The following is a 23,364-nucleotide window of genomic DNA, read 5'->3' on the forward strand; positions in this document are numbered from 1 at the left end:
CATGCTGCTCACGGTCGACGTGCGGAACACCAATATCGTTCTGGGATTGTTCTCCGGGACTGGTGAGTATTCGAAGCTGTTGCAGGACTGGCGAATGCGAACCGACCCTCGGATGACTGCCGACGAGTTGGCGTTGACCTTCCGTGGGCTGTTGGGTACTCATGTCGATGAGATCACCGGCGTTGCGGCGCTGTCGACAGTGCCGTCCGTCTTGCGTGAAATCCGCGTGATGCTGGAGCGGTACTGGGGTCACGTTCCCCACGTGGTGGTCGAACCGGGTATTCGCACCGGTGTGCCACTGCTGGTGGACAACCCCAAAGAGGTGGGAGCCGACCGGATCGTCAACAGTCTTGCCGCTCACCATCTTTACGAGGGTCCGTGCATTGTCGTGGACTTCGGTACGTCGACCTGTGTCGACGTCGTTTCCGCCAAGGGTGAGTTTCTGGGCGGCTGCATCGCGCCCGGACTCGAGATCTCGACCGATGCCTTGGCGTCGCAGTCCGCTGCGCTGCGCAAGGTCGAATTGGTGCGCCCGCGTTCGGTGGTCGGCAAGAACACCGTCGAATGCATGCAGTCCGGTGCGGTATTCGGCTTTGCCGGCCTCGTTGACGGATTGGTCAACCGCGTACGCGACGAACTGCCGGAGTTCGGTGGTGACGACGTCTCCGTGATCGCAACCGGGGACAGCGCACCGCTGATCATTCCCGAATCCGACACTATCGATCACCTCGAACGGGACCTCACTCTCGAGGGGCTGAGGTTGGTCTTCGAGCGCAATCAGGCGCGTCGTGGATCCGGTCGACGACCGGTCGCCTGATCGATGGTTTCGTTCCAGCAGTTTCGCGATTGCAAAAGTTATGCCACAATGGTGCTCGTGAATCGCTGCGTGGGTGCTCAGGAGTGTTGTCGAGGCTGACCGCTGCCTTGACCAATTCACATTCCTTGGAGCTAGCTCGTGCTATCCACATATTCTGCAGATCTCTCTGTTTTGACCCCTACTCTCGCTGCTGATCGTGCTGTTTCCGCAGGTCGTAGCGCTAATCGTGGGGCGTCCGGACGCCGTCCGAGTGGTGCGTCGTTGCCTACCCGACTTCGCCCGGCCGATTTGCTGCGACTGACCGACGAGGGAGCGAACGGCGTGCTCGACGGCCGTTTCGACCACCTCATTCCCGACGCCTTCCCGACGCTCGATCGTTGGTCCACTCGCCTGCATGCGGACGACGACGTCGATGTGTGGCTCATCAGCTGGGTACCCGAACGCAACACCGAATTGCACGACCACGCAGGCTCGTTCGGCGCATTGACCGTCCTCAGTGGTTCTCTCACCGAATTCCGTTGGGCCGGTGACGCCCTGGTGGAACGCCAGCTCGACGCCGGCGATCAGGCTTCTTTCCCGCTCGGCTGGGTTCACGATGTCGTGCGTTCGACGGATGTTCCTGGTGCTCCGATCGAAATCAGCTCTGATGCACCGACTCTGAGTGTTCACGCTTACTCGCCGCCGCTGACGGCAATGTCCTTCTACGAAGTGACGGATCACCGGACTCTTCGTCGCACCCGTACCGAGCTGACCGACCTGCCCGAGGGGGGCACCAAATGACCATCGACCAAATGCTCGACGACGCTCGCGCACAGATCGATCGTATGTACGTCTTCCAGCTCACCGAAGCCTTCCATCGCGGCGCGATCTTCGTCGACATTCGCCCGCAGGCGCAGCGCGCCATCGAGGGAACTCTCCCCGGTGCACTCGCGATCGAGCGAAACGTTCTCGAGTGGCGACTCGACCCCACCAGCAGCGCACACCTCGCGTTGGCCACCGACCACGACGTCGAGTGGGTAATCGTCTGCTCCGAGGGCTACACCTCGAGCCTGGCCGCAGCGTCGTTGCAGCAGTTGGGTCTGCACAAGGCAACCGATCTCGTGGGCGGGTACCAGGCGATCAAGGCCGCCGGACTGCTCGGTGCTCTCAGCGGAGTGCGTCATTGCTCCCGCGAGTTGGCGGCGGTTTCGGCTCATTGAGGTATTTGCTGTGCGCCTTTATTAACCGCGGGCGGTTAATAAAGGCGCACAGCGGGTCTGGCGGTAGATCTTCGGGCTCATTCCGTGATGGCGGGTGAAGGCCGTCGTGAGCGCAAAGGGGCTCGAGTAGCCCACTTCTCGCGCGATCGAGGACACCGTTCGTGCCGGGTCTGCGAGTAGATCCGCCGCCACCGACAAGCGCCACTCGGTCAGATAGCCGACGGGTCCGATCCCCATGAGACCGGTGAACCGGCGCGCGAAGGCCGCTCGTGAGCTGCCGGACTCCTGGGCCAGGCTCGCGACCGTCCAGGGGTGTTCCGGCCGATTGTGTATGAGCCGCAAGGCATGCCCGATGACGGGATCCTCGTAGGCCTTGATCCATCGCGGTGATCGATTGGGGTTCTCGGCGAACCATGTACGGACCGCCGAGATCAGGACCAGGTCCAGGAGCCTGTCCAACAACACTTCTTGTCCTGGCCCGTCGGCGGCGATCTGTTGTTCCAGAAGCGTCGTCATCGGCGTGGTTTCCAGGCTGCGTCGCACTACCGCGACGGGTGTCAGGCTGTCGAGGATCTGACGGCTGACATAGGAGTCCAAACGGTATGTGCCCGTGAGCATGACGGTCTGGCCACTGGTCGAGTTGCCCCAGGTGCGAACGCCGAGAACCGACATGTCCTCGAGTGGTGATCCGTCGACTGCGGCGCAGTTTTGTGCCTCGTCGATGAGTACGTGGACCGGGGTGTCCGGGTGATCGGCGACCGTATAGGGGTCGGGGCCGCGCAGGAGTGCGATGTCGCCGGCCTCGAGATCTTCTGTCTGTCCGGTGTCGGAGACGACGACTGCGCTTCCGCGAACCAGAACCAGCACGGTGATCGGTGCGTGGTCCTCGATACGTAATGACCACGGTGGATCGAGCAGCGAGCGCAGCAGAAAAGCGCCCTCCGCCCGCGACCCGGCCAGCATCATCGACAATGCATCCATGTTTCGACGGTAGACGCTGACGTATGTTTTTGCGACCTTCGACTATGGATCGTATTGACGCTCCGCGGTCGAATGAGTACATGACGACAACAAGCGACATTCAATCGGCAGTAGTGATCGGTGGTACCGGTAAGACCGGTGCGCGCGTTGCGCAGAGGCTGACGGCGGTGGGAATCCGTACCCGAATCGCGTCGAGAACATCCGGGACGCGTTTCGACTGGAACGATCAGACGACGTGGCAGCCCGCGATGTCCGGTGTCGAAGCGGCATACGTGACCTATGCGCCGGACCTCGCAGTGCCGGAATCGAGCACCCACATCGAGGAACTCGCGGAGCTTGCGTACCGCGAAGGGGTTCGTCGCATGGTGCTCCTGTCCGGGCGCGGTGAACCGGCGGCGCAGAAAGCCGAGCAGGTTCTGGCCGACACCGGTCTGGAATGGGCTGTGGTGCGGGCCAGCTGGTTTGCCCAGAACTTCAGTGAGGGGTATCTACTCGATCCGATTCGGGAAGGCCACCTGGAACTTCCGGTCGGTGAGGTGGGGGAGCCGTTCATCGACGTCGACGATCTCGCTGACGTGGCGGTGGCCACATTGACTCGAACCGACCTCCTCGGCCGAGTTCTCGAGGTGACGGGTCCGGAGTTGCTCACCTTCGCGGAGGCCGTTGAGGCGATTTCGGCGGCGTCGGGGCGTGCGGTGTCATTCGAAAGAATTGGACTGCAACAGTTTTCCGACGGCATGGCAGAAGTTGGCGTCCCGAGTGATGTCGTGGAGTTGCTCACTTACTTGTTTGCCGAGGTTCTCGACGGACGAAATCAAAGTGTGACCGGCGTCGTCGAAGAGGTCCTGGAACGACCCGCTCGAGATTTCACCACTTTTGCCGCCGAGGCTGCTCGAACGGGGGTCTGGTCGTGAAGAAATCCGAGATCTTCTTGGAGTTGCTCGTCGGCGTGACTGCGCTCGGCGCGCTCGTTGCCGGTGGTGCGTTGTTCGCGTTCTCGTCCTTCGTAATGCCCGCTCTGCGGTCGGTCGATGCACACGCCGCGATCACGTCGATGCAGGCGATCAACGTCGAAGCACCGCGGAGCGCCTTGATGCTGCCACTCGTCGGATCGGCGCTCACCGCGATCGCCGCCGGAATCTGGGCAGCGATCTCCAGACCGGACGGCTGGGTCCTTGCCGTTGTCGGTTGTGTCGGGGTGCTCGCGTCCTTCGCGGTGACAGCGATCTACCACGTCCCCCGCAACGACGCTTTTGCCTCGGTCAGCGCTACCGATGCAGCCGCATGGGCGTCGTACGAGGCGGGTTGGACGGTGTGGAATCACGTCAGGGTTGCGCTGTACCTCCTGTCGGGAATCGTGCTCGCGGTCGCCGCGGTGCTACCAGCAACAAACGCGGTGGACACGGCCCAGTAGTCTTGTACCCCGTGAGTGATGTAGAAGCCCAGCCAGTCGACGACACCCCCGAGCAGCTCCGTATCCGGCGCGAGAAGCGTGAGCGGATCCTCGCGCAGGGGCAGGAGGCGTACCCGGTTTCGGTCGATCGCACCCACACGCTCGCGCAGATCCGCGCGGAGTACCCGGAACTCGAGCCGGACACGGCGACTGGCGTGCTGGTCGGCGTCGTCGGCCGCGTCATCTTCATGCGCAACACCGGCAAGTTGTGCTTCGCGACTCTGCAGGAAGGCGACGGTACCCAGCTGCAGGCCATGATCAGCCTCGCCGGCGTCGGCGAAGAGGCACTGGCTGCCTGGAAGTCCGACGTCGACCTCGGCGACTTCGTCTTCATCCACGGTGAGGTCATCAGCTCCCGTCGCGGCGAGCTCAGCGTGATGGCCGACGCCTGGCAGATCGCATCCAAGTCGCTGCGCCCCCTGCCGGTTGCTCACAAGGAGATGAGCGAAGAGTCCCGGGTGCGTCAGCGCTACGCGGATCTGATCGTTCGCCCCGAGGCTCGCGACAACGCCCGCAAGCGCGTCGCTGTTGTCCGTGCGCTGCGCAATGCGCTCGAGAGCCGCGGCTTCCTCGAGGTCGAGACGCCGATGCTGCAGACGCTGCACGGCGGCGCGGCAGCTCGCCCGTTCGTCACACACTCCAACGCCCTCGACATCGACCTGTACCTGCGTATCGCGCCGGAACTGTTCCTCAAGCGTTGCGTCGTCGGCGGTATCGAGAAGGTCTTCGAGATCAACCGCAACTTCCGCAACGAGGGCGTCGACTCCACTCACTCGCCCGAGTTCGCGATGCTCGAGACGTACGAGGCCTACGGCACGTACGACGATTCCGCGAAGATGATTCGTGAACTCGTCCAGGAAGTTGCGCAGGAAGCATTCGGCACGCAGGTCCTCACCCTCGCCGACGGTTCCGAGTACGACGTAAGTGGCGAGTGGCAGGTTCTCGAGATGTACCCGTCGCTGTCGGCGGCCATCGGCACCGAGGTCACGCCGGATACGACGGTCGACGAGCTTCTCGCTCTGGCGGAGAAGGTAGGCCTCGAGGTTCCCAAGGACAAGGGCTACGGCCACGGCAAGCTCGTCGAGGAGTTGTGGGAGCACCAGTGCGGCGATCAGCTGTACGTGCCGACGTTCGTCCGTGACTTCCCGGTCGAGACGTCGCCCCTGACCCGTGATCACCGAAGCAAGAAGGGTGTCACCGAGAAGTGGGACCTGTACATCCGCGGATTCGAGTTGGCGACCGGCTACTCCGAACTTGTCGACCCGGTCATCCAGCGTGAGCGCTTTGTCGACCAGGCGCGCCTCGCGTCGGCAGGCGACGACGAAGCGATGGTGCTGGACGAGGAGTTCCTCGCCGCGATGGAACAGGGCATGCCGCCGACCACCGGCACCGGCATGGGAATCGATCGACTGCTGATGGCTTTGACGGGTCTCGGTATTCGCGAGACGATTCTCTTCCCGATCGTTCGTCCGTCCGCTCGCTAGCTTTACTTCGATCAAGGTTCGGCCGCACATGTTGCGGCCGAACCTTTTTCAGTTGGGGCGCTCCCAAGGTATTCGATACGGTTCACAGTCGGCGTCGTCGTCGGCTATCGGCGGTGCCGAAAACCAGATGAATCTGGGTGAATTCTTCAGCTCGATCAGCTCAGCGGGGAGCGCTCGTAGTTGGGATTCGATTTATTCCCAACGACATTCGCCTGCGGCAAAGGATTCATCCATGCGTGGTCGCCTGAGTTTCGGACTTTCGAATTGTTGCGATGATTTGGTCGATCGTGCCCTGGTTGAGTGCGTCAGGTAGTCCCTGATCCGACTGGACAAGGAAGACCATGACCTCGGCTGTGGAGTATCCGGGTGTGGTGACGACATCGAATTGTGCTGAGGGCGGATCGCATTCGTTGTCCGCCGGGATATCTGTGACGGTTGCGGTGTACCGGATCGCAGGGCGTCCGGAGATGGTGAAATTCGTGGGTCCGCTGTACGCGATGCTGGCGAGAGTGCCGTTCTTGGAGGCGAAGATTGCGCTCGGTAGAGGTCTTTCTCGAGTCGTCGTCTGTCATGATTCCCCCGTCTGGATGCATCCCCCGATGCGCCGCAAGGAATGTATCGGCACTGTCTTTGTCGCAAGACAAGTCGACTGGCATACCCGGCGGAGATCAGTCCCAATCATCCGGACGAGCCAAGACAGGACGTTTGTCCAGGTGCTATTGTCGCTGCTTATCGAAGGATCGGGTTGTTCGGGGGCGTGGTTCTTGCCGCTCTGATGCTTGTCGGGTTCACCTCCGTGGCTTCGGCTCAGGCCCCGTTGCCCGTGCCCAATGCCTTCCTTGCCGGTGTTCCTCAGGAGTTGGGAAATCCTGGCGGTTCAGCTCCTGGATCCAATGACTTTTCGTGTAAACCTACTGCCGAACATCCCAATCCGGTTGTGCTCGTTCACGGAACGGGTGGAAACAGGCAGACCAACTGGGCCACCTATGCGCCGTTGCTCGCCAACGAGGGCTACTGCGTCTTCGCGCTGACGTACGGCAACTTCCCCGAGCAGCCGTGGCCGTTGTCGGCCATCGGTGGAATGCAGGAAATTCCTTCCAGCGCAGCACAATTGTCGAATTTCGTCGATCAAGTTCTGGGCGCTACGGGCGCAACGTCGGTGGATCTCGTCGGGCATTCGCAAGGCACGATCATCAACGGGTACTACGCGAAGTTCCTCGGCGGTGCCGACAAAGTGGACAACATCGTCTCGGTGGCATCGCTGTGGAAGGGAACCCTCGGAAACGAGCAGGCAAGTATCGGCCGCAGCCTTCGCGAACTCGGGGTATCCGAGGCGGCACAGGCAGGATTCCCGATCTGCAAGGCGTGCCTGAACATGGGGGCCGGTTCGGAGTTCATCGAAAATCTCCGTGCGGGAGGCGTTTACGCGCCGGGCGTTCACTACACGAACATCACGACGCGCTACGACGAACTGGTGCTGCCGTATACAAATGGGCTGGAGCCCGGGCCGAACGCAACCAACATCGTCGTCCAGGACGGTTGTGAGCAAGACATCTCCGATCATCTCGCCATCGCGGCGTCGCTGCGCGCGGCGACTTTTGCTCTCAATGCACTCGATCCCGCGCATCAGCGGCCGGTACCGTGCAACTCGGTATTGCCCGTCGTGGGTTGATCAATATGTGGAGGCCTTCGGTGGGGATTCGAACATGCGTGGGTGCGCTCGCTCTGGCGGGTGCCGTGGCCGCGACCGCCGCACCTCTTGCGTCGGCGAACGAACCTCTTCCCGTTCCGTCCGGTTTCTTCAGCGGAATCGCCCTCGAAGCGACGAACCCGGGCGGATCGGCCCCTGGCACCAACGACTTCTCGTGCACGCCTTCCGCTGCTCATCCTGATCCAGTCGTCCTGGTGCACGGGACGGCGGCCAACCGTCAGACCAATTGGGGTGTACTCGCACCCGTACTGGCCAACGAGGGATACTGCGTTTTCGCGCTCACCTTCGGGAATCGAACGGACCAGCCGTGGCCGATTTCCGCAGCCGGCGGTCTCGCACCACTCGGAGACAGCGCAGGGCAGCTGTCGGACTTCGTCGATGACGTTCTCTCTGCGACGGGTGCCTCGAAGGTCGACCTGATCGGACACTCTCAGGGGACGACGGTCAGTGCGTACTACGCCAAGTTTCTCGGCGGCGACGCGAAGGTTTCCAAGATCGTCTCCATCGCTCCGTTGTGGGACGGCTCGGAGGTCGGGCCGCCGGAAGGCGTCGGGGGACCGGATTTCGACAACGCCACCTTCGTGACCGAACTGCGCGACGCGGGCGTCTACTCCGATGACGTCGAGTACACCAACATCGTGACTCGGTTCGATCAAGTGGTCGTTCCGTACAGCAGCGGAATACTGGCCGCGTCGAACGCGTCGAACATAGTTGTTCAGGACGGTTGCGAGCAGGACCTGTCGGATCACATCGCGCTGGTGGCGTCGCAGCGAACGGCGACTCTGACGCTCAACGCGCTTGATCCGTCGAATCCGCGTGAGGTGCCGTGCACTCGGGTACTCCCGATATTCGGCTGATCAGGCGTCGAAAATCGCTGTTCGCTTCAGGCGTACAGGAACCGGGAAACGATTCCCTCAGCTGCGACGTTGTGAACGGTAAGCAGTCCGGCTTCCGCCGCCAATCGGGTGGAGGAGCAGCAGGTGGACTTCGCGCCCTCTAGAGTAATAAGTGGGGTCGTGCAACCTTTGTCGATTCGTGGACGTCAGTCCGCTGACCGGCGAGGCGATCAGTCTGTAGTGCCGGAGCGAAACGCGGCGACCAGGGACGAGACATCCGGTCTCGAACCTGCCCGCCGGAGAGTGTGAGGGAGAGCGATGTTCGAGAGGTTCACCGATCGCGCGCGGCGCGTTGTTGTCCTGGCTCAAGAAGAAGCCAGGATGCTCAACCACAACTACATCGGCACGGAGCACATCCTTCTCGGCCTCATTCACGAGGGCGAAGGTGTTGCAGCCAAGTCGTTGGAGTCGTTGGGTATCTCCCTCGAGGGAGTCCGCAGCCAGGTCGAGGAGATCATCGGCCAGGGCCAGCAGGCTCCGTCCGGTCACATCCCCTTCACACCGCGCGCCAAGAAAGTCCTCGAGCTGAGTCTGCGCGAAGCGCTGCAGCTCGGACACAACTACATCGGTACGGAGCACATTCTGCTCGGTCTCATCCGTGAGGGTGAGGGCGTAGCAGCCCAGGTTCTGGTCAAGCTCGGTGCCGATCTCAACCGTGTCCGCCAGCAGGTCATCCAGCTGCTGTCGGGCTACCAGGGCAAGGAGCCCACCGAAACCGGTGGCACCCGCGGAGAGGCCGGCACGCCGTCCACCTCGCTCGTGCTCGACCAGTTCGGTCGCAATCTGACGCAAGCTGCCCTCGAAGGCAAGCTGGACCCGGTCATCGGCCGCTCGAAGGAAATCGAGCGCGTCATGCAGGTTCTCTCGCGTCGTACCAAGAACAACCCGGTTCTCATCGGTGAACCCGGTGTCGGTAAGACCGCTGTGGTCGAGGGCCTGGCTCAGGCAATCGTCAACGGTGAGGTCCCCGAGACCCTCAAGGACAAGCAGCTGTACACGCTCGACCTCGGGTCGCTCGTGGCCGGCAGCCGTTACCGCGGTGACTTCGAAGAGCGCCTGAAGAAGGTTCTCAAGGAGATCAACACCCGCGGAGACATCATCCTGTTCATCGACGAGCTGCACACCCTCGTTGGTGCGGGCGCGGCCGAGGGCGCTATCGACGCGGCCTCCATCCTCAAGCCCAAGCTTGCCCGCGGTGAGCTGCAGACCATCGGTGCTACCACTCTCGACGAGTACCGCAAGTACATCGAGAAGGATGCCGCTCTCGAGCGTCGTTTCCAGCCCGTTCAGGTGGGCGAGCCGACCGTCGAGCACACCATCGAGATCCTCAAGGGTCTTCGTGACCGCTACGAGGCTCACCACCGTGTCTCCATCACGGACGGTGCTCTCGTGGCAGCGGCGACGCTGGCCGACCGCTACATCAACGACCGCTTCTTGCCGGACAAGGCGATCGACCTCATCGACGAGGCGGGCGCGCGAATGCGCATCCGTCGGATGACTGCACCGCCGGACCTGCGCGAATTCGACGATCGCATCGCCGACGCGCGTCGCGAGAAGGAGTCCGCGATCGACGCGCAGGACTTCGAGAAGGCTGCGAACCTGCGTGACAAGGAGAAGACCCTCGTTGCTCAGCGTGCTGAGCGTGAGAAGCAGTGGCGTGCGGGCGACCTGGACGTCATCGCCGAGGTCGACGACGAGCAGATCGCCGAGGTTCTGGGCAACTGGACCGGTATCCCCGTCTTCAAGCTCACCGAGGAGGAGACCACTCGTCTGCTCCGCATGGAAGAGGAACTGCACAAGCGGATCATCGGCCAGGAAGAGGCAGTCAAGTCCGTCTCGAAGGCGATCCGTCGTACGCGTGCAGGTCTGAAGGATCCCAAGCGTCCCTCGGGCTCGTTCATCTTCGCCGGCCCGTCCGGTGTCGGTAAGACGGAGCTCGCGAAGTCGCTCGCCAACTTCCTGTTCGGCGACGACGACGCTCTGATCCAGATCGACATGGGCGAGTTCCACGACCGCTTCACCGCTTCGCGTCTGTTCGGTGCCCCTCCCGGGTACGTCGGATACGAAGAGGGTGGCCAGCTCACCGAGAAGGTGCGCCGCAAGCCGTTCAGCGTTGTGCTGTTCGACGAGATCGAGAAGGCACACCAGGAGATCTACAACACCCTCCTGCAGGTGCTCGAGGACGGCCGTCTCACCGACGGTCAGGGACGTACCGTCGACTTCAAGAACACGGTGCTGATCTTCACGTCCAACCTCGGTACGTCGGACATCTCCAAGGCAGTCGGCCTGGGCTTCAGCTCGGGAACGGGCACGGAGTCGAACTACGAGCGCATGAAGCTCAAGGTTCACGACGAGCTGAAGAAGCACTTCCGTCCCGAGTTCTTGAACCGTATCGACGATATCGTCGTCTTCCATCAGCTCACGAACGAGCAGATCGTTCAGATGGTCGACCTGATGCTCGCTCGCGTCGAGGCGGCACTCAAGAACAAGGACATGGCCATGGAGGTCACCGACAAGGCCAAGTCGCTTCTGGCCAAGCGCGGATTCGATCCGGTACTGGGTGCACGACCGCTGCGTCGCACCATCCAGCGCGAGATCGAGGACCAGATGTCCGAGAAGATCCTCTTCGGAGAGATCGGACCCGGCCACATCGTGCTCGTCGACGTCGAGAACTGGGACGGCGAAGGCTCGGGCGAGGACGCGAAGTTCACGTTCACGCCTACCAAGAAGCCGATCGACGTGCCGGACGCACCGCCGATCGAGCTGACCAAGGCCGGCGAAAGCGAAAGCGCAGCAGAGTAGTACAGCAGAGTAATTAACGAACGGGCGGCACCTCACCGGTGCCGCCCGAAGATCGAAACAGGATCGCGGGCGGCGACAACACTCGCCACCCCGAGTTCGAGCTGGCTCGGTGGGCGGCTCAGTATCTGACGCCGGAAGAGCGTTCGACGGCAACGGTATTCACCTCGGGAGAGCACTGCGCGATGTGTTCGGCTGCGCACGCATGGGTGGGCCTCGGACGTATCGTCTACATCTGCTCTTCGGCTCAACTCGGCGACTGGCTCGCGGAGTGGGGTGCGGCCCCGGCGCCGGTGAAGTCTCTGTCCGTCAACGAGGTTGCGCCGAACGTCCCGGTCGAAGGTCCGGTGCCGGAGTTGGTTCCGTTGGTGCGAGAACTGCATCGGAAGTTGCATTCGCAGAGTGCTTGAAAGGCACAGGTTAACGGGCGGCACCTCGGTGGAGGTGCCGCCCGTTTGCGTGTGGAGTCAGGAAACTGCGTCGACCGCTCGAACCTTCTCTCGCAGTTCGCCCTTGACGACCTTGCCGCTTGCATTGCGCGGCAGCGCTTCCACGACGACGATGTCCTTCGGGTGCTTGTAACGCGCGAGACGATCATTGAGGAAGCTGCTCAGTTCCTCGATGGTCAGGTCCACGGCTGAACCTGGCGCCATCGCGACGATCGCTACCGGCACCTCACCCCACTTGGCGTCGGGGCGACCGACGACGGCCGCTTCGACGATCAATTCGTGTTCGTAGAGAACGTTTTCCACTTCGGCGCAGTAGATGTTCTCTCCGCCGGAGATGATCATGTCCTTCTTGCGATCGACGACGTAGACAAAGCCTTCGTCGTCGACTCGAACGAGATCGCCGGAGTGGAACCATCCACCGTGGAAGGCGTCAGCGGTGGCGGTGGGGTTGTTCCAGTACTCGCTCATCATCGTGGGCCCGCGGTAGACGATTTCACCGATTTCACCGGGCGCCACGTCGTCCATGTTCTCGTCGACGACCCTGGCCGAAATGGTCGGGATGACCCGACCGACAGATCCGAGCTTGCGAATCGCATCCTCACCGTCGAGAACGCAAGTGATGGGCGACATCTCGGTCTGACCGAAGACTGCGACATTGAATGCGTCCGGGAAGGTTTCGGCCATTGCCCGCAGGATGGTATCGGACGATGGTGCGGCGCCCCACGAGATGTTCTTCAGCGACAGTGCTCGAGGTTGCGCCTTCTGCACTGCGCACACGGCCTGCCATTGCACGGGCACGAGGAACAAGCTGGTGACCTTCTCGGCTTCGAGAATGTCGAGTAGTTGACCAGGGTCGAATGCGCCGACCGGATGGATCACCGTGGTCGTGCCGAGTTGCAGGCTCGGCGCGATGGAACCGAGGGCAGCGATGTGGAACATGGGCGACGCGCAGAAGCCGATGGAATCGGCATTGAACAGGTGGAAGGCCCTGATACAGGTCAATGCTTGCGAAGACAGGTTGGAGTGGGAGAGCACCGAACCCTTGGGGCGACCGGTGGTTCCCGAGGTGTACATGATGAGTGCAGGAGTGTCGTCCGGGATGTCGACGAACGCGTGCGGCTCGCCCGCCTCGCTGATCAGGTCCTCGTAGTTCAGGCTGTCACCCTCGGCGGGGGCTCCTACGGTGATGGAGATGTCGATACCCTCTGACACGGCACGCGCCGCTCCGGCCAGTGGAGCCAATGGTCCTTCGGCGACAATGACTTTGGAGCCGGAGTCGTTGACCAGGTAAGCGACCTCGGGTGGCGTGAGACGGAAGTTCACCGGAACAGCTATCGCGCCCAGTGCGTTGGTCGCGAGCACGATCTCGAGGTATTCGGGGCGATTGAGCATCAGGATGAGCACGCGGTCGCCGAAGCTGACGCCGCGTCGGGCTAGAGCGTCTGCCAGCTTCTCGACGCGCGCGTCGAGGGTGCTCCAGGTGATGGAATCGCCCAAAAATCGCAGCGCGGTGCGATCGGGAATCATCTGCGCATGCCTGGCGATCTGATTGTTCCAGTTGGTGCGGCGTGAACGCTGCGCCTCGGAGACTGCATCGGTGGAGGCCATCGATGGGTTCCTCTCATGCGTGGGTGATTGTGTGACTCAGGCTACAGTGAGCCGTCGATTCTCACAGTGGTTTTGTTAACGAAAATTCGCAACGACTACTTGAAGTGCGGTGCGCGCTTCTGCAGCATCGCCATCGCGCCTTCTTTGAAGTCGTCGCCGGTGAGAAGTTCTGCCTGACCGGTATTTTCGATCTCCAACGCGGCATCGAGGCGGTCCAGCGTCGCCGCATTGAGTGCGCGCTTGGTGAGTTCGAGTGCGCGTCGGGGAGCCTTCGACGTGCGATCGACGACCGAGTCGACGAGTGCGTCGAACGCGTCGTCTGCGACGGTGCGGGACACGAGCCCGAAACGCTCTGCGTCCTCGGCGGAAACCCGCTCGCCCAGCAACGCCATCTCGGCCGCTCTGGCACGTCCGATCGCTGCCGGCACCAGCGCACTGGCGCCGCCGTCGGGCATCAGGCCGATGTTGACGAACGAGAGGAGGAAATAGGCGCTCGATGCTGCGTACGTCAGGTCCGCGGCCAGGGCGATGGACACTCCGACGCCGGCTGCCGGGCCGTTGACCGCGGCGATCACCGGGACCGGGGCGCTGGTGATGGCGCGAATCAGAGAAGTCGCGGCATCCATGACAACTTTCGGGTCTGCGGGGTTGAGGGCCGCTGCCGCAAGATCGGCTCCGGTGCAGAACGCTCGACCGGATCCGGTGATCACGATGGTACGAACTCTCGGGTCTGCGCCTCCCTCTCTCACGGCGGCTGCGAAAGCAGTCATCGTGGGTAGATCGATCGCGTTCATCCGCTTCGGGCGGTCGAAGGTCAATCGCAGTACACCGTCGGTGATTTCGGAGCGGAAGCCCGTCTCGGCGGTGGCGGTCATGCCGCGCTCACAGCGGTGACGAATCCGGAAAGCCGTGAGGTGATGAGGTGTTCGGCCTCCGCGACCATGCGGTCGATCATGTCGGCGACGGTCGGGATGTCGTTGATCAACCCTTGGCTTTGCCCGGCGGACCAGATGCCTGCATCGAGATCGCCGTCTTCGAAGACCTTGCGCCCGCGTGCCCCGGCGACCAGATGCTGGATGTCGCTGAACTGCGCGTCGCCGCGCGCCTCGATGTCGACGACTTCGGCGCTGATCGCATTCGCTGCTACGCGTGCGGTGTTGTGCAGAGTCCGGAAAATCAGCTTGGTGTCACGCTCGGTGTTGGCGACTATCTGCTCTTTAACCGATTGTGCTACAGGAGATTCCACGGTGCACATGAATCGAGTTCCCATGTTGACGCCGTCTGCTCCGAGCGCAAGCGCCGCGACGAGTCCGCGGGAATCTGCGATTCCGCCTGACGCGATCACCGGAATCGTGAGTTGCTGCGTGGCCGCCGGAATCAGAATCAGCCCTGGTATGTCGTCTTCACCTGGGTGTCCGGCGCATTCGAAGCCGTCGATGCTGACGGCGTCGACGCCCAGTCTCTCGGCCTTGACCGCGTGACGAACTGCAGTGCACTTGTGGATCACCTTCACGCCCGCGTCCTTGAAATGCGGAAGATGATCGATCGGATTGGAACCGGCCGTCTCGACGATCTTGATCCCGGATTCGATGATCGCCTGGCGATATTCGGCGTACGGCGGCGGCGTGATCGACGGCAGAATCGTGAGATTGACGCCGAAAGGCTTGTCGGTGAGATCGCGGGTCCGAGCAATTTCCTTGACGAGGTCTTCCGGAGTGGGTTGGGTAAGGCCGGTCAGGAACCCCAGGGCGCCGGAATTTGCCGTGGCCGCAACAAGTTCTGCGCGTCCTACCCACATCATGCCGCCCTGCACGATCGGATGGTCTACGCCGAACATCTCGGTGAAGCGAGTGCGAATCATCTGCTCACAACTACTTTCTTACGATCGGTCAATCGGCATCGAACCCTATTGCAGGCGAAGAAAAATCCTGCGCTGCATGGAACGAGCCCGCCAGCGGACTGCGTGCAAGTTTGTGCGAATCATCACTAACATAACACCGGTGTGAGAGCGGGTGTCAAGACTCTTTTTCCGGAATCCGTCCGCCGTGACAGCCGCGTTGTAGGGTTTCGGGTGAAGCCGTACCGGGCGCGAATTGCGACCTTCGCGACGGTTAACATGGTCCGTTCGGACTCGCGCCCGTAGAAGTGCGGTGCAGCGGACGAAGGCAGCGGAAGAAAGCAACGGAAGTGGAGGGTCAGGTGCCCGGACAGACACGCGTCTCCGTGAGCGGCAGTGGCTCTGCACCACGAACGCGTCCGAAGAATCGGAAGGCCCAAATCGCGGCCGCTGCCGCGGAGGCATTCAGTGAACGTGGCTACCACGCGGTCGGCATCGACGAGATCGCAGCGAAGGTCGGAATCTCCGGACCGGCCCTCTATCGTCATTTCCCCACGAAATACGCGCTGTTCGTCTACACCGTGAACAACCTGACCCAGGCGTTGCTGGATGCCAGCGATCCCGCGGTACACGGAAACGACGATCCACGCGAGCAGTTGAACTCCACCATGGTGGGGGTCATCCGCGCGACGATCGAGAATCGGCGTAGGGGAGGGCTCTACCGTTGGGAGGGCCGGTACCTGGTCGACGAGGATCGTGAGCAATTGCGGGAGGGAATGCGCACGCTCAATCTTCGGATTGCCGGGCCGTTGGCCGCAGTGCGCCCGGAACTGGACCCGGCCGACGTCGAGCTGATCGCACCGGCTGTGCTCAGCGTGATCGCCAGTATCACCGGTCATCGATCGGCGTTGTCCGCCAAGCAGATCGAATCGTTGATTCTCGCAGCTTGTTGGTCGGTCATCGGCGTCGAGTTGCCCGTTGGTGCGAAGGACAGCGGGAAGAAAGCGGCGCCCGAACGCAAACCCGGTCTTGCTCGGACATCGAAACGTGAAGTGCTGCTTCAGGAAGCCGTATTGCTGTTCGATCAGCGCGGCTATCACGACGTGAGTATCGAGGAGATCGGCGCTGCAGCGGGTATCAACGCGTCGAGCGTGTACCGGCACTTCGCGAGCAAAGCCGATCTACTCGCCGCGGCTTTCTATCGGGCGTCCGATCGCCTGACGATGACGTTGGGTTCGGCGTTGGCGGAGTCGGAGACACCACTCGCGGCCGTAGAGACATTGGCCAAGATGTACGTCGAGGTGTCGTTCGGCAGAAGCGAACTGTTGGCAGTCTATTTCGCCGAGATCGGCAGCTTGCCGGACCGGTCGCGGACCGAGTTGCGGAACATCCAGCGGCTCAACGTGGAGGAGTGGGCGCACTTGTGCGTCGAGGCGCGGCCGGAGTTGACGATCGTCCAAGCGCGGTTCCTCGTCCACGCGGCGCTCGGTCTGGTCTTCGACATCGGCAGGATCGTGCACTTTTCCTCGGAGAACTCCGCGCAAGCACGCGTCGAGAAATTGCTGACCGCGACTCTCCTGGGGTAGCGCAGTCCGAAACAGTAGGTGTGACTTCACGTATCGCGGGTAGGTTCGTGATCGCAAGGCGTTCACCGAATCATGTGAAGACGGAAGTAGGGACAGCAATGCCAACTCGTACCGCACGCACCGCCTGGAACGGCACCCTCGAAGCCGGGTCGGGACAGGTCGAACTCACCAGCTCGGGTGTCGCGACCTTCGATGTGTCGTTCCCCAAGCGCGCAGCTGAGGAAGCCGGCGGAACCACCAGCCCCGAAGAACTGATCGCCGCGGCACATTCGTCCTGCTACGCGATGCAGTTGTCGGCACTGATCGCCGAGGCCGGCGGAACTCCGCAGAGCCTCGACATCACCGCAGACGTGTCGCTGGGCCCCGACACGGTCGGCTTCAAGCTCACCGGAATCAAGCTCACCGTTCGCGCCGAGGTCGACGGCCTCGACGCCGACGGTTTTGCCAAGGTTGCCCAGGCGGCCAAGGAAACGTGCCCGATCAGCAAGGCGCTGACCGGCGTCGACATCACGTTGGATGCGGCACTGGACTGATCACCTCGTGCTCGGGCGCCCCCTGCGGCGCCCGAGTGCGGTTGTGTGTGACGACCAGGTAGCTTGCGAACAATATCGGGAGCACCCACAGATCCGAGGGATCACGAAAGACCACGATCGGCAAGAGCTCGCCGCGGAATCCTCCTGCGGTCCAGCGGAAAAACCCGATCACCCACTCGTACGCGTCGCCGATCGGCGAGACCGTCTTCACCGCGGCGAAGCCGATGCCCGTGACCGCGATGGACCAGGCGATCGCTGCTCGCCCCGCCAGCTTTCGTCTGAGCACCTCGAGAACCGAGAGCAGGAGCAAGGGAAACAGGAACACGCCGGCGACGTCGGACAGCTTGCCCGTCATCGTGTTCCCGAATGCCCCTTTGAGTACGTGGTCGTTGACCAAGATGACGGCCACCGAGACCAGCGCCCACGGACTCAGCAGCAGATCGCCCGGGCGGTTCACGACAGGTTGATGGTTGCCGAGCCGGACGAGAACAGGTCGCACTTGAACTGAAGGCGAAGACCGGTGGCGGCTTCGGGGACCTCGTACGCCAATTCGCCTCGCTTGGCTGCACCCGGCGCAAGCTCTCCGTCGACACTCGACGTGCTGCTGTCGGTGAACGTGATGTTGTACGACTTGTTGGTCGAGTCCTGCAGTTCGAAGCACATCATCGATGACACAGTCGACGGCTTGTCGCTGTTGTTGGTGACCTCGGTGTCGACCACGACGTAGCGGTTTCCGGGATCCGCGGTGATGAACTGATTGGTCGAGACATAGGGATCGACAACGCCGTGTACCTGGACGCGCCAGTCGCCCAGTTCGACGACGTCACCGATGCCGAAGGCAGCCGCGGGTGCGGCGGAAGAACCGTTGTCGTCGACCTTCTTCGCTTCGTCGGTCTCGCCAGAGGCGATGGTTGCGAACAGGGCTGCGCCGACGGCGAGGAGGGCGAGGGGAGTACGGAGTGATCGCATGATGTGCGCCTTTCGAGAGTTGGTATGGCACAAGTCAACGATGTGGGGACCGCTCACCGCTTCGGTCGAAAGATCGGGGAGCCTCATCCTTTCGGTCGGAGCTTGACGGTTCGTCCACCCGTTCGGCTGATTCGAGGCGTCGGTGGCGGTGGATACGCTTGCTCGGTGATCACCACCAAAGGAACCGTTGTGCGACGACGCGTATGGACTACCGCCGCCGTCGCGTTCAGCCTTTTCTGTTCCTTCATGACGGTGGGCATCGCAGGCGCGTCGGGAAATATGCCACCGGCATTGGTCGGGATCGGGTTCGTCCTGGGCGTGGCCGGTGGGATATCGCTTGTCTGGCGCCATCAACATCCCTGGGTGGTTCTGGCGATCACGCTGGTCGGCCCGCTGTTCTTCCCCACCGATGCGACGGCGGCGCTCATCGCGTTGTTCGCCGTTGCTCGGATCGCGCGTGGGCCTCGGCTTGCAGCAGCCGCGGCAGCTGTCTTCGTCGTGTGCGGAATTTCGTTGACCTACGACGCTTTTCGAAATCGTGAGTACTCCGTTCTCACGATGGGCACCGCGAAACCCAAAGACGGTTCGGTGGTTGTTCAATACGACGTCGCCATCTGGATCCCGTGGCTCGTCGCTGCCGTCATGGTCGGCATTGTCGTGGCGCTCTCGCTCCTGATTCGGACCAGAACCGAACTCGTCGAGGCCGAGCACGTACGGGATCTGGCCACCGAGAAAACCGACGTGATGCGCGACGAGATGATTCGCACCGAGGAACGAACGCGGATCGCTCGCGACATGCACGACACGATCGCGGCCAGTTTGAGCCGGATCTCGTTGTTCGCCGGCGGGTTGCAGGTCAGCGCGGCAGACAATCCCGAGAAGGTCGTCAACACCGCAGCGATGATCAGAACCACCGCGCACGAGGCTTTGGACGAATTGAAGGGAATCGTCGGAGTGCTCAGGGGAAGCGGTGATCGCCGCGAACACGGTGGGCACCAGGGGATCGACGCGATCGGTGACCTGGTCAACAGTGCACGCGCGGCAGGCATCCACTGCCGTCTCGAATCCGAGTTGCTCCCGGGTGATGTCGGAATGTTGGCGGGGCATGTCTGTTATCGCGTCGTTCAGGAATCGTTGACCAACGTCCAGAAGTACGCGAGCGACCAGATGCTCGTCATTTCCGTGACCGGGTCGCCGCACGAAGGAATCCGCATCCTCGCACGCAACAAACTGAGCGAGCTTGCACCCATGACGTCGATCGGTTCACGATCCGGCCTACGCGGGTTGGCCGAACAGGCGCGAGAGATCGGCGGCAAGGTGGAGGCAGGCGCCTTGGGGGACGATTTCCTCGTCAGTTGCTGGGTGCCCTGGTCGTCGTAGCCCTCCCGCCCTCCAACTGTCGGGGGCTCTGGGTAATCTGAGCGCACTATGGACGCTGACTCGCGCATCACAGTTTTGATCGTCGACAACGACGCGTGGGTTCGGCGCGGGATGAAGGACATCCTGGAAGCAGCGCCGGACATCGTGGTGGTTGCCGAGGCCGAGGACGGAGATCAGGTCGCAGCCAAGGTCACTCGTTTTCGTCCCCATGTGGTGCTGATGGATCTGAAGATGGCACGGGTCGGTGGCTTGGAGGCCACGCGTGAATTGATGACCATGAGCAATCCGCCGAAGGTCATTGCCATGACCGCCTTCGACGTCGACGACATGGTTGTGCAGGCAGTCGAGGCGGGCGCGCACAGTTTCCTGAGCAAGGATGCAGCTCCGCAGGCGTTCCAGCAGGCAGTGCGGGTAGTGGCGTCGGACCACTCGTTGTTCAGTTGCGATTCTCTGCGCGCCATCGTGGCCTCGTCGCCGCGTCGGCAAGCGCCCGATCAGACTCCGCTCGCTTCGCTCACCGAGCGCGAGCGCGAAGTGCTGACAATCCTGGCGACAGGCGCGGCCAACAGCGTCATCGCGGAGCGACTGTACCTCGGTGAGACCACCGTCAAGACGCATATCTCTTCGCTGTTCGCCAAGCTGGGTGTGCCCAACCGCGTGAGTGCATCGTTGATCGCCTTCCGGTGTGGCCTGGTGACGTGACTCGGGACTAATCCCGACCCTGTTCGTTGTTGCACCTTCGGTGACTGATCAAATCGTGATTGACCAAGACGTGACCATCGAAGTGTGGTCGGACGTCGCTTGTCCGTGGTGCTACATCGGAAAGACCAGGTTCCTCTCGGCGCTGGATCGTTTCGAGAACAAGGACCGCGTCAACGTCATCTGGCGCTCGTACCAGCTCGCTCCGGAGACCCCGGTGGGAGAGGGCCGAACCGAACTCGACGCCTTGGTCGAGATGAAGGGAATGGCGCCTGATCAGGTACGTCAGATGTTCGCCCACGTCAGCGCGACGGCCGCCGAGGTCGGGCTGACCTTGGACTTCGAAACCGTGATCGCCGCCAATACCTTTGATGCGCACAGGTTGCTGCATCTCGCGGGTAAGCGGCAGAACGAACTCCTCGAAGCGCTGTTCAAAGCGCACTTCAGCGACGGCAAGGTGATCGACGACCGTGAGGTGCTGGTCGAGCTGGCCGTGAGCGTCGGCCTCGACGCCGATGTCGTGCGCGAGCAACTGGGCTCCGATGCCGCAGCGGAGGCTGTCCGCGAAGATCTGTCCATGGCCCGCCAACTGCAGGTCAGCGGCGTTCCGTTCTTTGTCGCCAACCGTGCGGTTGCCGTGTCCGGCGCTCAGCCCGAGGAGGTGTTTCTGCAGTTGCTCACTCAGGCCTCCGAACCGGCCTGAGTAAGGCGAGCGGCACGCACCGCCGGGGCATTCGAAAACGGCAACAGATGTGCGCCGTTCACGGGGCAGGACAACGTCACGTGCGCTGCATCGACGAACCGGTACGGCTGCGCTGCAACAACTCCGGCGAGGTTCTTTCGCAGTCGCGACATCTCGGCCCGCGCGGTCACCGTGCGGGCCGGGTCGCCGAACAGATCTTGCGCCAACCGCGATGCAGTCAGTCCCCGTCTCTCGGATCCGAGGAGGAACAGAATCTCCGCATGTCGTTGGGTGGGGGCGTATGCCCATTCGCCGAAACCCGACGTGACGGTCACCGACATGTTCTCGGAATCGCGCAGATCGATATGCACCGTGGGCGCGCTGATTCTCTCGCCGGTGGCGATCGGTCTAACCAGCCACCCGCCGGGAAGCGGATCCAGTTCGCACAGGCCCAGGGCCGGGAACCATGTCCTGCCGGGAGCCAAAGCTGCGGGGAGCAGCACGCGCGAGCGATGAGGTAACGCGTCGACCGCTGCGACCCATCCGTGGGTGTCGATCACCAGTGCGGGTGATCCGCTTCGTGCAAGCATCGGCCCTGCAACAGAACGTAGTTGATCGAGATTGTCCCGATGCTTGTCGCGCAGGTGTGATTGAGCGAGGCGTGCGACGGCGTCGACCAGAGCGAGCGTCGTGGGATGGACGGTCTTGGCAGGACCACTGATGTCGACGACGCCGATGACACGGTCGTCCCGCGGATCGCGGATGGGCGCCCCCGCACACGTCCACGGATGATGGCTGCGCGCATAGTGTTCCGCCGAGAAGATCTGAACCGCCTGTCGTGACACCAATGCCGTTCCGATGGCWTTGGTGCCGACGCTGTCCTCCGCCCAGTTCGCCCCTTCGACAAATCCCAGACGCGCAGCTTGGTCCAGTACGCGATGGGAACCGCTGCGCCACAGTACAGTTCCGCGAAGATCTGCGACGACCATGATGTTCTCACCGCTCGCGGTGACCGATTCGAGTCCGCGTGTCACGTCGTCGAGTACGTCGTACAGTCCGGACTCACGACGACGGAGATCGAGTTCGGCGACGTCCATCGACGGTTCGACCCGGCTGTGCTCGGGATCGATACCGAGTTCGCGCAGGCGCTGCCACGATTGGCGCACCACGTCCCTTGGGCGGGCCGGTGCGCGGTCTCCGGCCATCGTCGCGTCGTACACCGCGGCGAGGGTCCTCGCGTAGTCGCGAGGATCCTCGCCGGGCGGCATCGCAGGCTCTGGCAACCGCTTTTTCAGTGAAGACACCGCTTTCGGCGAAGACGCCGCTTTCAGTGAAGACACCTCGGTCAGCGGTAGACGAGACCGCCGTCGATGAGACCGGCCTGCCCGGTCATGTAGTCGGAATCGGGCCCAGCGAGGTAAGAGACGAAACCGGCTACGTCGTCGGGGGTTTCAGCTCGACCCAGCGCAATTCCGCCGACGAACTTCTCGTAGGTGGCGCCCTCTGGCGCACCGGTCAACTCGGCGAACCTCTTGTCGATCGTCACCCACATGTCGGTGCCCACGACGCCGGGGCAGTACGCGTTGACGGTGATTCCGTCGGACGCGTATTCCTTGGCCGCAGCCTGAGTGAGGGCCCTGACCGCGAATTTTGTTGCGCTGTAAACACCTAACATGGCGAACCCGTCATGACCGGCGATGGACGACGCGTTGATGATCTTTCCGCGCTGACCGAGCGCCTGGAACTTTGCCGCTGCGGCTTGAATTCCCCACAGGACACCGTCGACGTTGACGCTCCAGATCTTGGAGACCTCTTCCGGCGTCGCATCGGAGATCGGGCCGACGAGAGCGATTCCCGCGTTGTTGACGATGACGTCGAATCCGCTCAACTCACTGTGCGCGTGTTCGACTGCGGCGTGAACCTGCGCGCGATCGCTGACATCGGAGATAAACGTCGTCGCACGACGACCGATCTGTCTGATCTCGTCGGCAACCGCATCCAGCTTGGTCTGGTCGAGGTCGACCAACGCGATGTCGGCGCCGTCGTGGGCGAGGCGGAGAGCGATTCCGCGTCCGATTCCTTGGCCGGCGCCGGTGACCAGTACTACCTTGCCCGTGATGCTCATGCAGATCTCCTCGTAAGCAGTGAACCAGTCGGTTGTGAACCGGTGAGTGATTTGTATGTGACGGCGACCACAATGCGGAAGGGTTGCACCGTGTTGCAATTCCGGAAAATCGGACAGCAGTTGCAACCCTCGGCAACCCTCCCGGTACCCCGCGCG

The 23,364-nt window shown here is 62.4% G+C and carries 23 protein-coding genes and 1 pseudogene; 15 read left to right on the forward strand and 9 right to left on the reverse strand.

All coding sequences use genetic code 11. From position 1 onward, the window contains the following. Window position 1 precedes the first annotated feature (1 nt). From AC1DWA_RS18960 to AC1DWA_RS18970, 3 genes are all read left to right on the forward strand, one after another. Entirely contained in the window at window positions 2-817 is an 816-nt protein-coding gene (locus AC1DWA_RS18960; RefSeq protein WP_019746791.1) for a type III pantothenate kinase, read from the forward strand. Window positions 818-1,078: 261 nt separating this feature from the next. Beyond that, window positions 1,079-1,597 carry a cysteine dioxygenase gene (locus AC1DWA_RS18965; protein WP_019746792.1) on the forward strand — a complete coding sequence of 173 codons (519 nt, stop codon included), beginning with the start codon at window positions 1,079-1,081 and terminating at the stop codon, window positions 1,595-1,597. Beyond that, complete coding sequence (locus AC1DWA_RS18970) at window positions 1,594-2,016, forward strand: rhodanese-like domain-containing protein (protein ID WP_003945445.1); 423 nt, start codon at window positions 1,594-1,596, stop codon at window positions 2,014-2,016. The genes AC1DWA_RS18965 and AC1DWA_RS18970 overlap by 4 nt, the downstream gene beginning before the upstream one ends. A gap of 21 nt (window positions 2,017-2,037) precedes the next feature. On the opposite strand, the gene AC1DWA_RS18975 is transcribed toward AC1DWA_RS18970, so the two are convergent. Then, entirely contained in the window at window positions 2,038-2,997 is a 960-nt protein-coding gene (locus AC1DWA_RS18975) for an AraC family transcriptional regulator (RefSeq protein ID WP_387405091.1), read from the reverse strand. 80 nt (window positions 2,998-3,077) lie between these two features. Here AC1DWA_RS18975 and AC1DWA_RS18980 point away from each other — a divergent pair, with 80 nt between their 5' ends. From AC1DWA_RS18980 to lysS, 3 genes are read left to right on the forward strand one after another with little or no spacing between them, the layout of a single operon-like run. Beyond that, window positions 3,078-3,911, forward strand: a complete 834-nt coding sequence (locus AC1DWA_RS18980) for an NmrA family NAD(P)-binding protein (protein WP_317831185.1) — start codon at window positions 3,078-3,080, stop codon at window positions 3,909-3,911. Then, window positions 3,908-4,411, forward strand: a complete 504-nt coding sequence (locus AC1DWA_RS18985) for an anthrone oxygenase family protein (RefSeq protein ID WP_019746795.1) — start codon at window positions 3,908-3,910, stop codon at window positions 4,409-4,411. Before AC1DWA_RS18980 ends, AC1DWA_RS18985 begins: the two co-directional genes overlap by 4 nt. A gap of 11 nt (window positions 4,412-4,422) precedes the next feature. After that, window positions 4,423-5,934 carry a lysine--tRNA ligase gene (gene lysS, locus AC1DWA_RS18990; protein ID WP_003945834.1) on the forward strand — a complete coding sequence of 504 codons (1,512 nt, stop codon included), beginning with the start codon at window positions 4,423-4,425 and terminating at the stop codon, window positions 5,932-5,934. A gap of 226 nt (window positions 5,935-6,160) precedes the next feature. Here lysS and AC1DWA_RS18995 read toward each other — a convergent pair whose 3' ends face one another. Then, window positions 6,161-6,466 carry a DUF8017 domain-containing protein gene (locus AC1DWA_RS18995; protein ID WP_477916921.1) on the reverse strand — a complete coding sequence of 102 codons (306 nt, stop codon included), beginning with the start codon at window positions 6,464-6,466 and terminating at the stop codon, window positions 6,161-6,163. Window positions 6,467-6,709: 243 nt separating this feature from the next. Here AC1DWA_RS18995 and AC1DWA_RS19000 point away from each other — a divergent pair, with 243 nt between their 5' ends. From AC1DWA_RS19000 to AC1DWA_RS19015, 4 genes and pseudogenes are all read left to right on the forward strand, one after another. Then, window positions 6,710-7,606 carry an esterase/lipase family protein gene (locus AC1DWA_RS19000; RefSeq protein ID WP_044480521.1) on the forward strand — a complete coding sequence of 299 codons (897 nt, stop codon included), beginning with the start codon at window positions 6,710-6,712 and terminating at the stop codon, window positions 7,604-7,606. A gap of 5 nt (window positions 7,607-7,611) precedes the next feature. Next, a complete protein-coding gene (locus AC1DWA_RS19005) occupies window positions 7,612-8,502 on the forward strand; it encodes an esterase/lipase family protein (protein ID WP_047888640.1) in 891 nt (296 codons plus the stop codon). 297 nt (window positions 8,503-8,799) lie between these two features. Beyond that, a complete protein-coding gene (locus AC1DWA_RS19010) occupies window positions 8,800-11,343 on the forward strand; it encodes an ATP-dependent Clp protease ATP-binding subunit (RefSeq protein WP_003945604.1) in 2,544 nt (847 codons plus the stop codon). Window positions 11,344-11,390: 47 nt separating this feature from the next. Beyond that, a pseudogene (locus tag AC1DWA_RS19015) lies at window positions 11,391-11,750 on the forward strand (tRNA-specific adenosine deaminase); the annotation flags it as partial. Window positions 11,751-11,807: 57 nt separating this feature from the next. Here the strand turns inward: AC1DWA_RS19015 and fadD5 are convergent. The 3 genes from fadD5 to AC1DWA_RS19030 form a co-directional block, all read right to left on the reverse strand. Further along, the gene (gene fadD5, locus AC1DWA_RS19020; protein WP_020906085.1) at window positions 11,808-13,397 is read right to left on the reverse strand and encodes a fatty-acid--CoA ligase FadD5; all 1,590 of its coding nucleotides are present in this window, start codon (window positions 13,395-13,397) and stop codon (window positions 11,808-11,810) included. Window positions 13,398-13,492: 95 nt separating this feature from the next. After that, window positions 13,493-14,272, reverse strand: a complete 780-nt coding sequence (locus AC1DWA_RS19025; protein WP_097387915.1) for an enoyl-CoA hydratase — start codon at window positions 14,270-14,272, stop codon at window positions 13,493-13,495. Then, on the reverse strand, window positions 14,269-15,258 hold the full coding sequence (locus AC1DWA_RS19030) for an NAD(P)H-dependent flavin oxidoreductase (protein ID WP_020968363.1): 990 nt from the start codon (window positions 15,256-15,258) through the stop codon (window positions 14,269-14,271). Before AC1DWA_RS19030 ends, AC1DWA_RS19025 begins: the two co-directional genes overlap by 4 nt. 338 nt (window positions 15,259-15,596) lie before the next feature. On the opposite strand from AC1DWA_RS19030, the gene AC1DWA_RS19035 reads away from it, so the two are divergent. Beyond that, the gene (locus AC1DWA_RS19035) at window positions 15,597-16,820 is read left to right on the forward strand and encodes a TetR/AcrR family transcriptional regulator (RefSeq protein WP_050768644.1); all 1,224 of its coding nucleotides are present in this window, start codon (window positions 15,597-15,599) and stop codon (window positions 16,818-16,820) included. Between the two features lie 98 nt (window positions 16,821-16,918). Then, window positions 16,919-17,353 carry an OsmC family protein gene (locus AC1DWA_RS19040; RefSeq protein ID WP_003945839.1) on the forward strand — a complete coding sequence of 145 codons (435 nt, stop codon included), beginning with the start codon at window positions 16,919-16,921 and terminating at the stop codon, window positions 17,351-17,353. Here the strand turns inward: AC1DWA_RS19040 and AC1DWA_RS19045 are convergent. Further along, complete coding sequence (locus AC1DWA_RS19045; protein ID WP_020906087.1) at window positions 17,328-17,810, reverse strand: hypothetical protein; 483 nt, start codon at window positions 17,808-17,810, stop codon at window positions 17,328-17,330. The two genes, AC1DWA_RS19040 and AC1DWA_RS19045, sit on opposite strands and share 26 nt — an antisense overlap. Next, the gene (locus AC1DWA_RS19050) at window positions 17,807-18,322 is read right to left on the reverse strand and encodes a DUF4352 domain-containing protein (protein WP_019746807.1); all 516 of its coding nucleotides are present in this window, start codon (window positions 18,320-18,322) and stop codon (window positions 17,807-17,809) included. Before AC1DWA_RS19050 ends, AC1DWA_RS19045 begins: the two co-directional genes overlap by 4 nt. A 24-nt stretch (window positions 18,323-18,346) precedes the next feature. Here AC1DWA_RS19050 and AC1DWA_RS19055 point away from each other — a divergent pair, with 24 nt between their 5' ends. The 3 genes from AC1DWA_RS19055 to AC1DWA_RS19065 are packed head-to-tail and all read left to right on the forward strand — an operon-like array spanning window position 18,347 to window position 21,104. Further along, window positions 18,347-19,702 carry a sensor histidine kinase gene (locus AC1DWA_RS19055; protein ID WP_041814626.1) on the forward strand — a complete coding sequence of 452 codons (1,356 nt, stop codon included), beginning with the start codon at window positions 18,347-18,349 and terminating at the stop codon, window positions 19,700-19,702. Window positions 19,703-19,750: 48 nt separating this feature from the next. Next, window positions 19,751-20,404, forward strand: coding sequence for a response regulator (locus AC1DWA_RS19060; protein WP_019746809.1), 654 nt, complete (start codon window positions 19,751-19,753; stop codon window positions 20,402-20,404). A 55-nt stretch (window positions 20,405-20,459) separates the two neighbouring features. Continuing rightward, a complete protein-coding gene (locus tag AC1DWA_RS19065; RefSeq protein ID WP_230544113.1) occupies window positions 20,460-21,104 on the forward strand; it encodes a DsbA family oxidoreductase in 645 nt (214 codons plus the stop codon). Here the strand turns inward: AC1DWA_RS19065 and AC1DWA_RS19070 are convergent. Together AC1DWA_RS19070 and AC1DWA_RS19075 are read right to left on the reverse strand one after the other, a co-directional pair. After that, complete coding sequence (locus AC1DWA_RS19070; RefSeq protein WP_477916923.1) at window positions 21,083-22,351, reverse strand: GAF domain-containing protein; 1,269 nt, start codon at window positions 22,349-22,351, stop codon at window positions 21,083-21,085. The two genes, AC1DWA_RS19065 and AC1DWA_RS19070, sit on opposite strands and share 22 nt — an antisense overlap. A gap of 77 nt (window positions 22,352-22,428) precedes the next feature. After that, window positions 22,429-23,208, reverse strand: a complete 780-nt coding sequence (locus AC1DWA_RS19075) for an acetoin reductase (protein ID WP_060939456.1) — start codon at window positions 23,206-23,208, stop codon at window positions 22,429-22,431. Window positions 23,209-23,364 lie beyond the last annotated feature (156 nt).

This window comes from Rhodococcus sp. P4_F3_2, from assembly GCF_056401335.1.

Excerpts from the sequence above, each read along its gene's own strand:
- AC1DWA_RS18960 (WP_019746791.1), top strand. The coding sequence starts at position 2 with ATGCTGCTCACGGTCGACGTGCGGAACACCAATATCGTTCTGGGATTG.
- AC1DWA_RS18970 (WP_003945445.1), top strand. The coding sequence starts at position 1,594 with ATGACCATCGACCAAATGCTCGACGACGCTCGCGCACAGATCGATCGT.
- AC1DWA_RS18975 (WP_387405091.1), bottom strand. The coding sequence starts at position 2,997 with ATGGATGCATTGTCGATGATGCTGGCCGGGTCGCGGGCGGAGGGCGCT.
- AC1DWA_RS18980 (WP_317831185.1), top strand. The coding sequence starts at position 3,078 with ATGACGACAACAAGCGACATTCAATCGGCAGTAGTGATCGGTGGTACC.
- AC1DWA_RS19000 (WP_044480521.1), top strand. The coding sequence starts at position 6,710 with ATGCTTGTCGGGTTCACCTCCGTGGCTTCGGCTCAGGCCCCGTTGCCC.
- AC1DWA_RS19005 (WP_047888640.1), top strand. The coding sequence starts at position 7,612 with ATGTGGAGGCCTTCGGTGGGGATTCGAACATGCGTGGGTGCGCTCGCT.
- AC1DWA_RS19010 (WP_003945604.1), top strand. The coding sequence starts at position 8,800 with ATGTTCGAGAGGTTCACCGATCGCGCGCGGCGCGTTGTTGTCCTGGCT.
- fadD5 (WP_020906085.1), bottom strand. The coding sequence starts at position 13,397 with ATGGCCTCCACCGATGCAGTCTCCGAGGCGCAGCGTTCACGCCGCACC.
- AC1DWA_RS19025 (WP_097387915.1), bottom strand. The coding sequence starts at position 14,272 with ATGACCGCCACCGCCGAGACGGGCTTCCGCTCCGAAATCACCGACGGT.
- AC1DWA_RS19030 (WP_020968363.1), bottom strand. The coding sequence starts at position 15,258 with ATGATTCGCACTCGCTTCACCGAGATGTTCGGCGTAGACCATCCGATC.
- AC1DWA_RS19040 (WP_003945839.1), top strand. The coding sequence starts at position 16,919 with ATGCCAACTCGTACCGCACGCACCGCCTGGAACGGCACCCTCGAAGCC.
- AC1DWA_RS19050 (WP_019746807.1), bottom strand. The coding sequence starts at position 18,322 with ATGCGATCACTCCGTACTCCCCTCGCCCTCCTCGCCGTCGGCGCAGCC.
- AC1DWA_RS19055 (WP_041814626.1), top strand. The coding sequence starts at position 18,347 with ATGGCACAAGTCAACGATGTGGGGACCGCTCACCGCTTCGGTCGAAAG.
- AC1DWA_RS19060 (WP_019746809.1), top strand. The coding sequence starts at position 19,751 with ATGGACGCTGACTCGCGCATCACAGTTTTGATCGTCGACAACGACGCG.
- AC1DWA_RS19075 (WP_060939456.1), bottom strand. The coding sequence starts at position 23,208 with ATGAGCATCACGGGCAAGGTAGTACTGGTCACCGGCGCCGGCCAAGGA.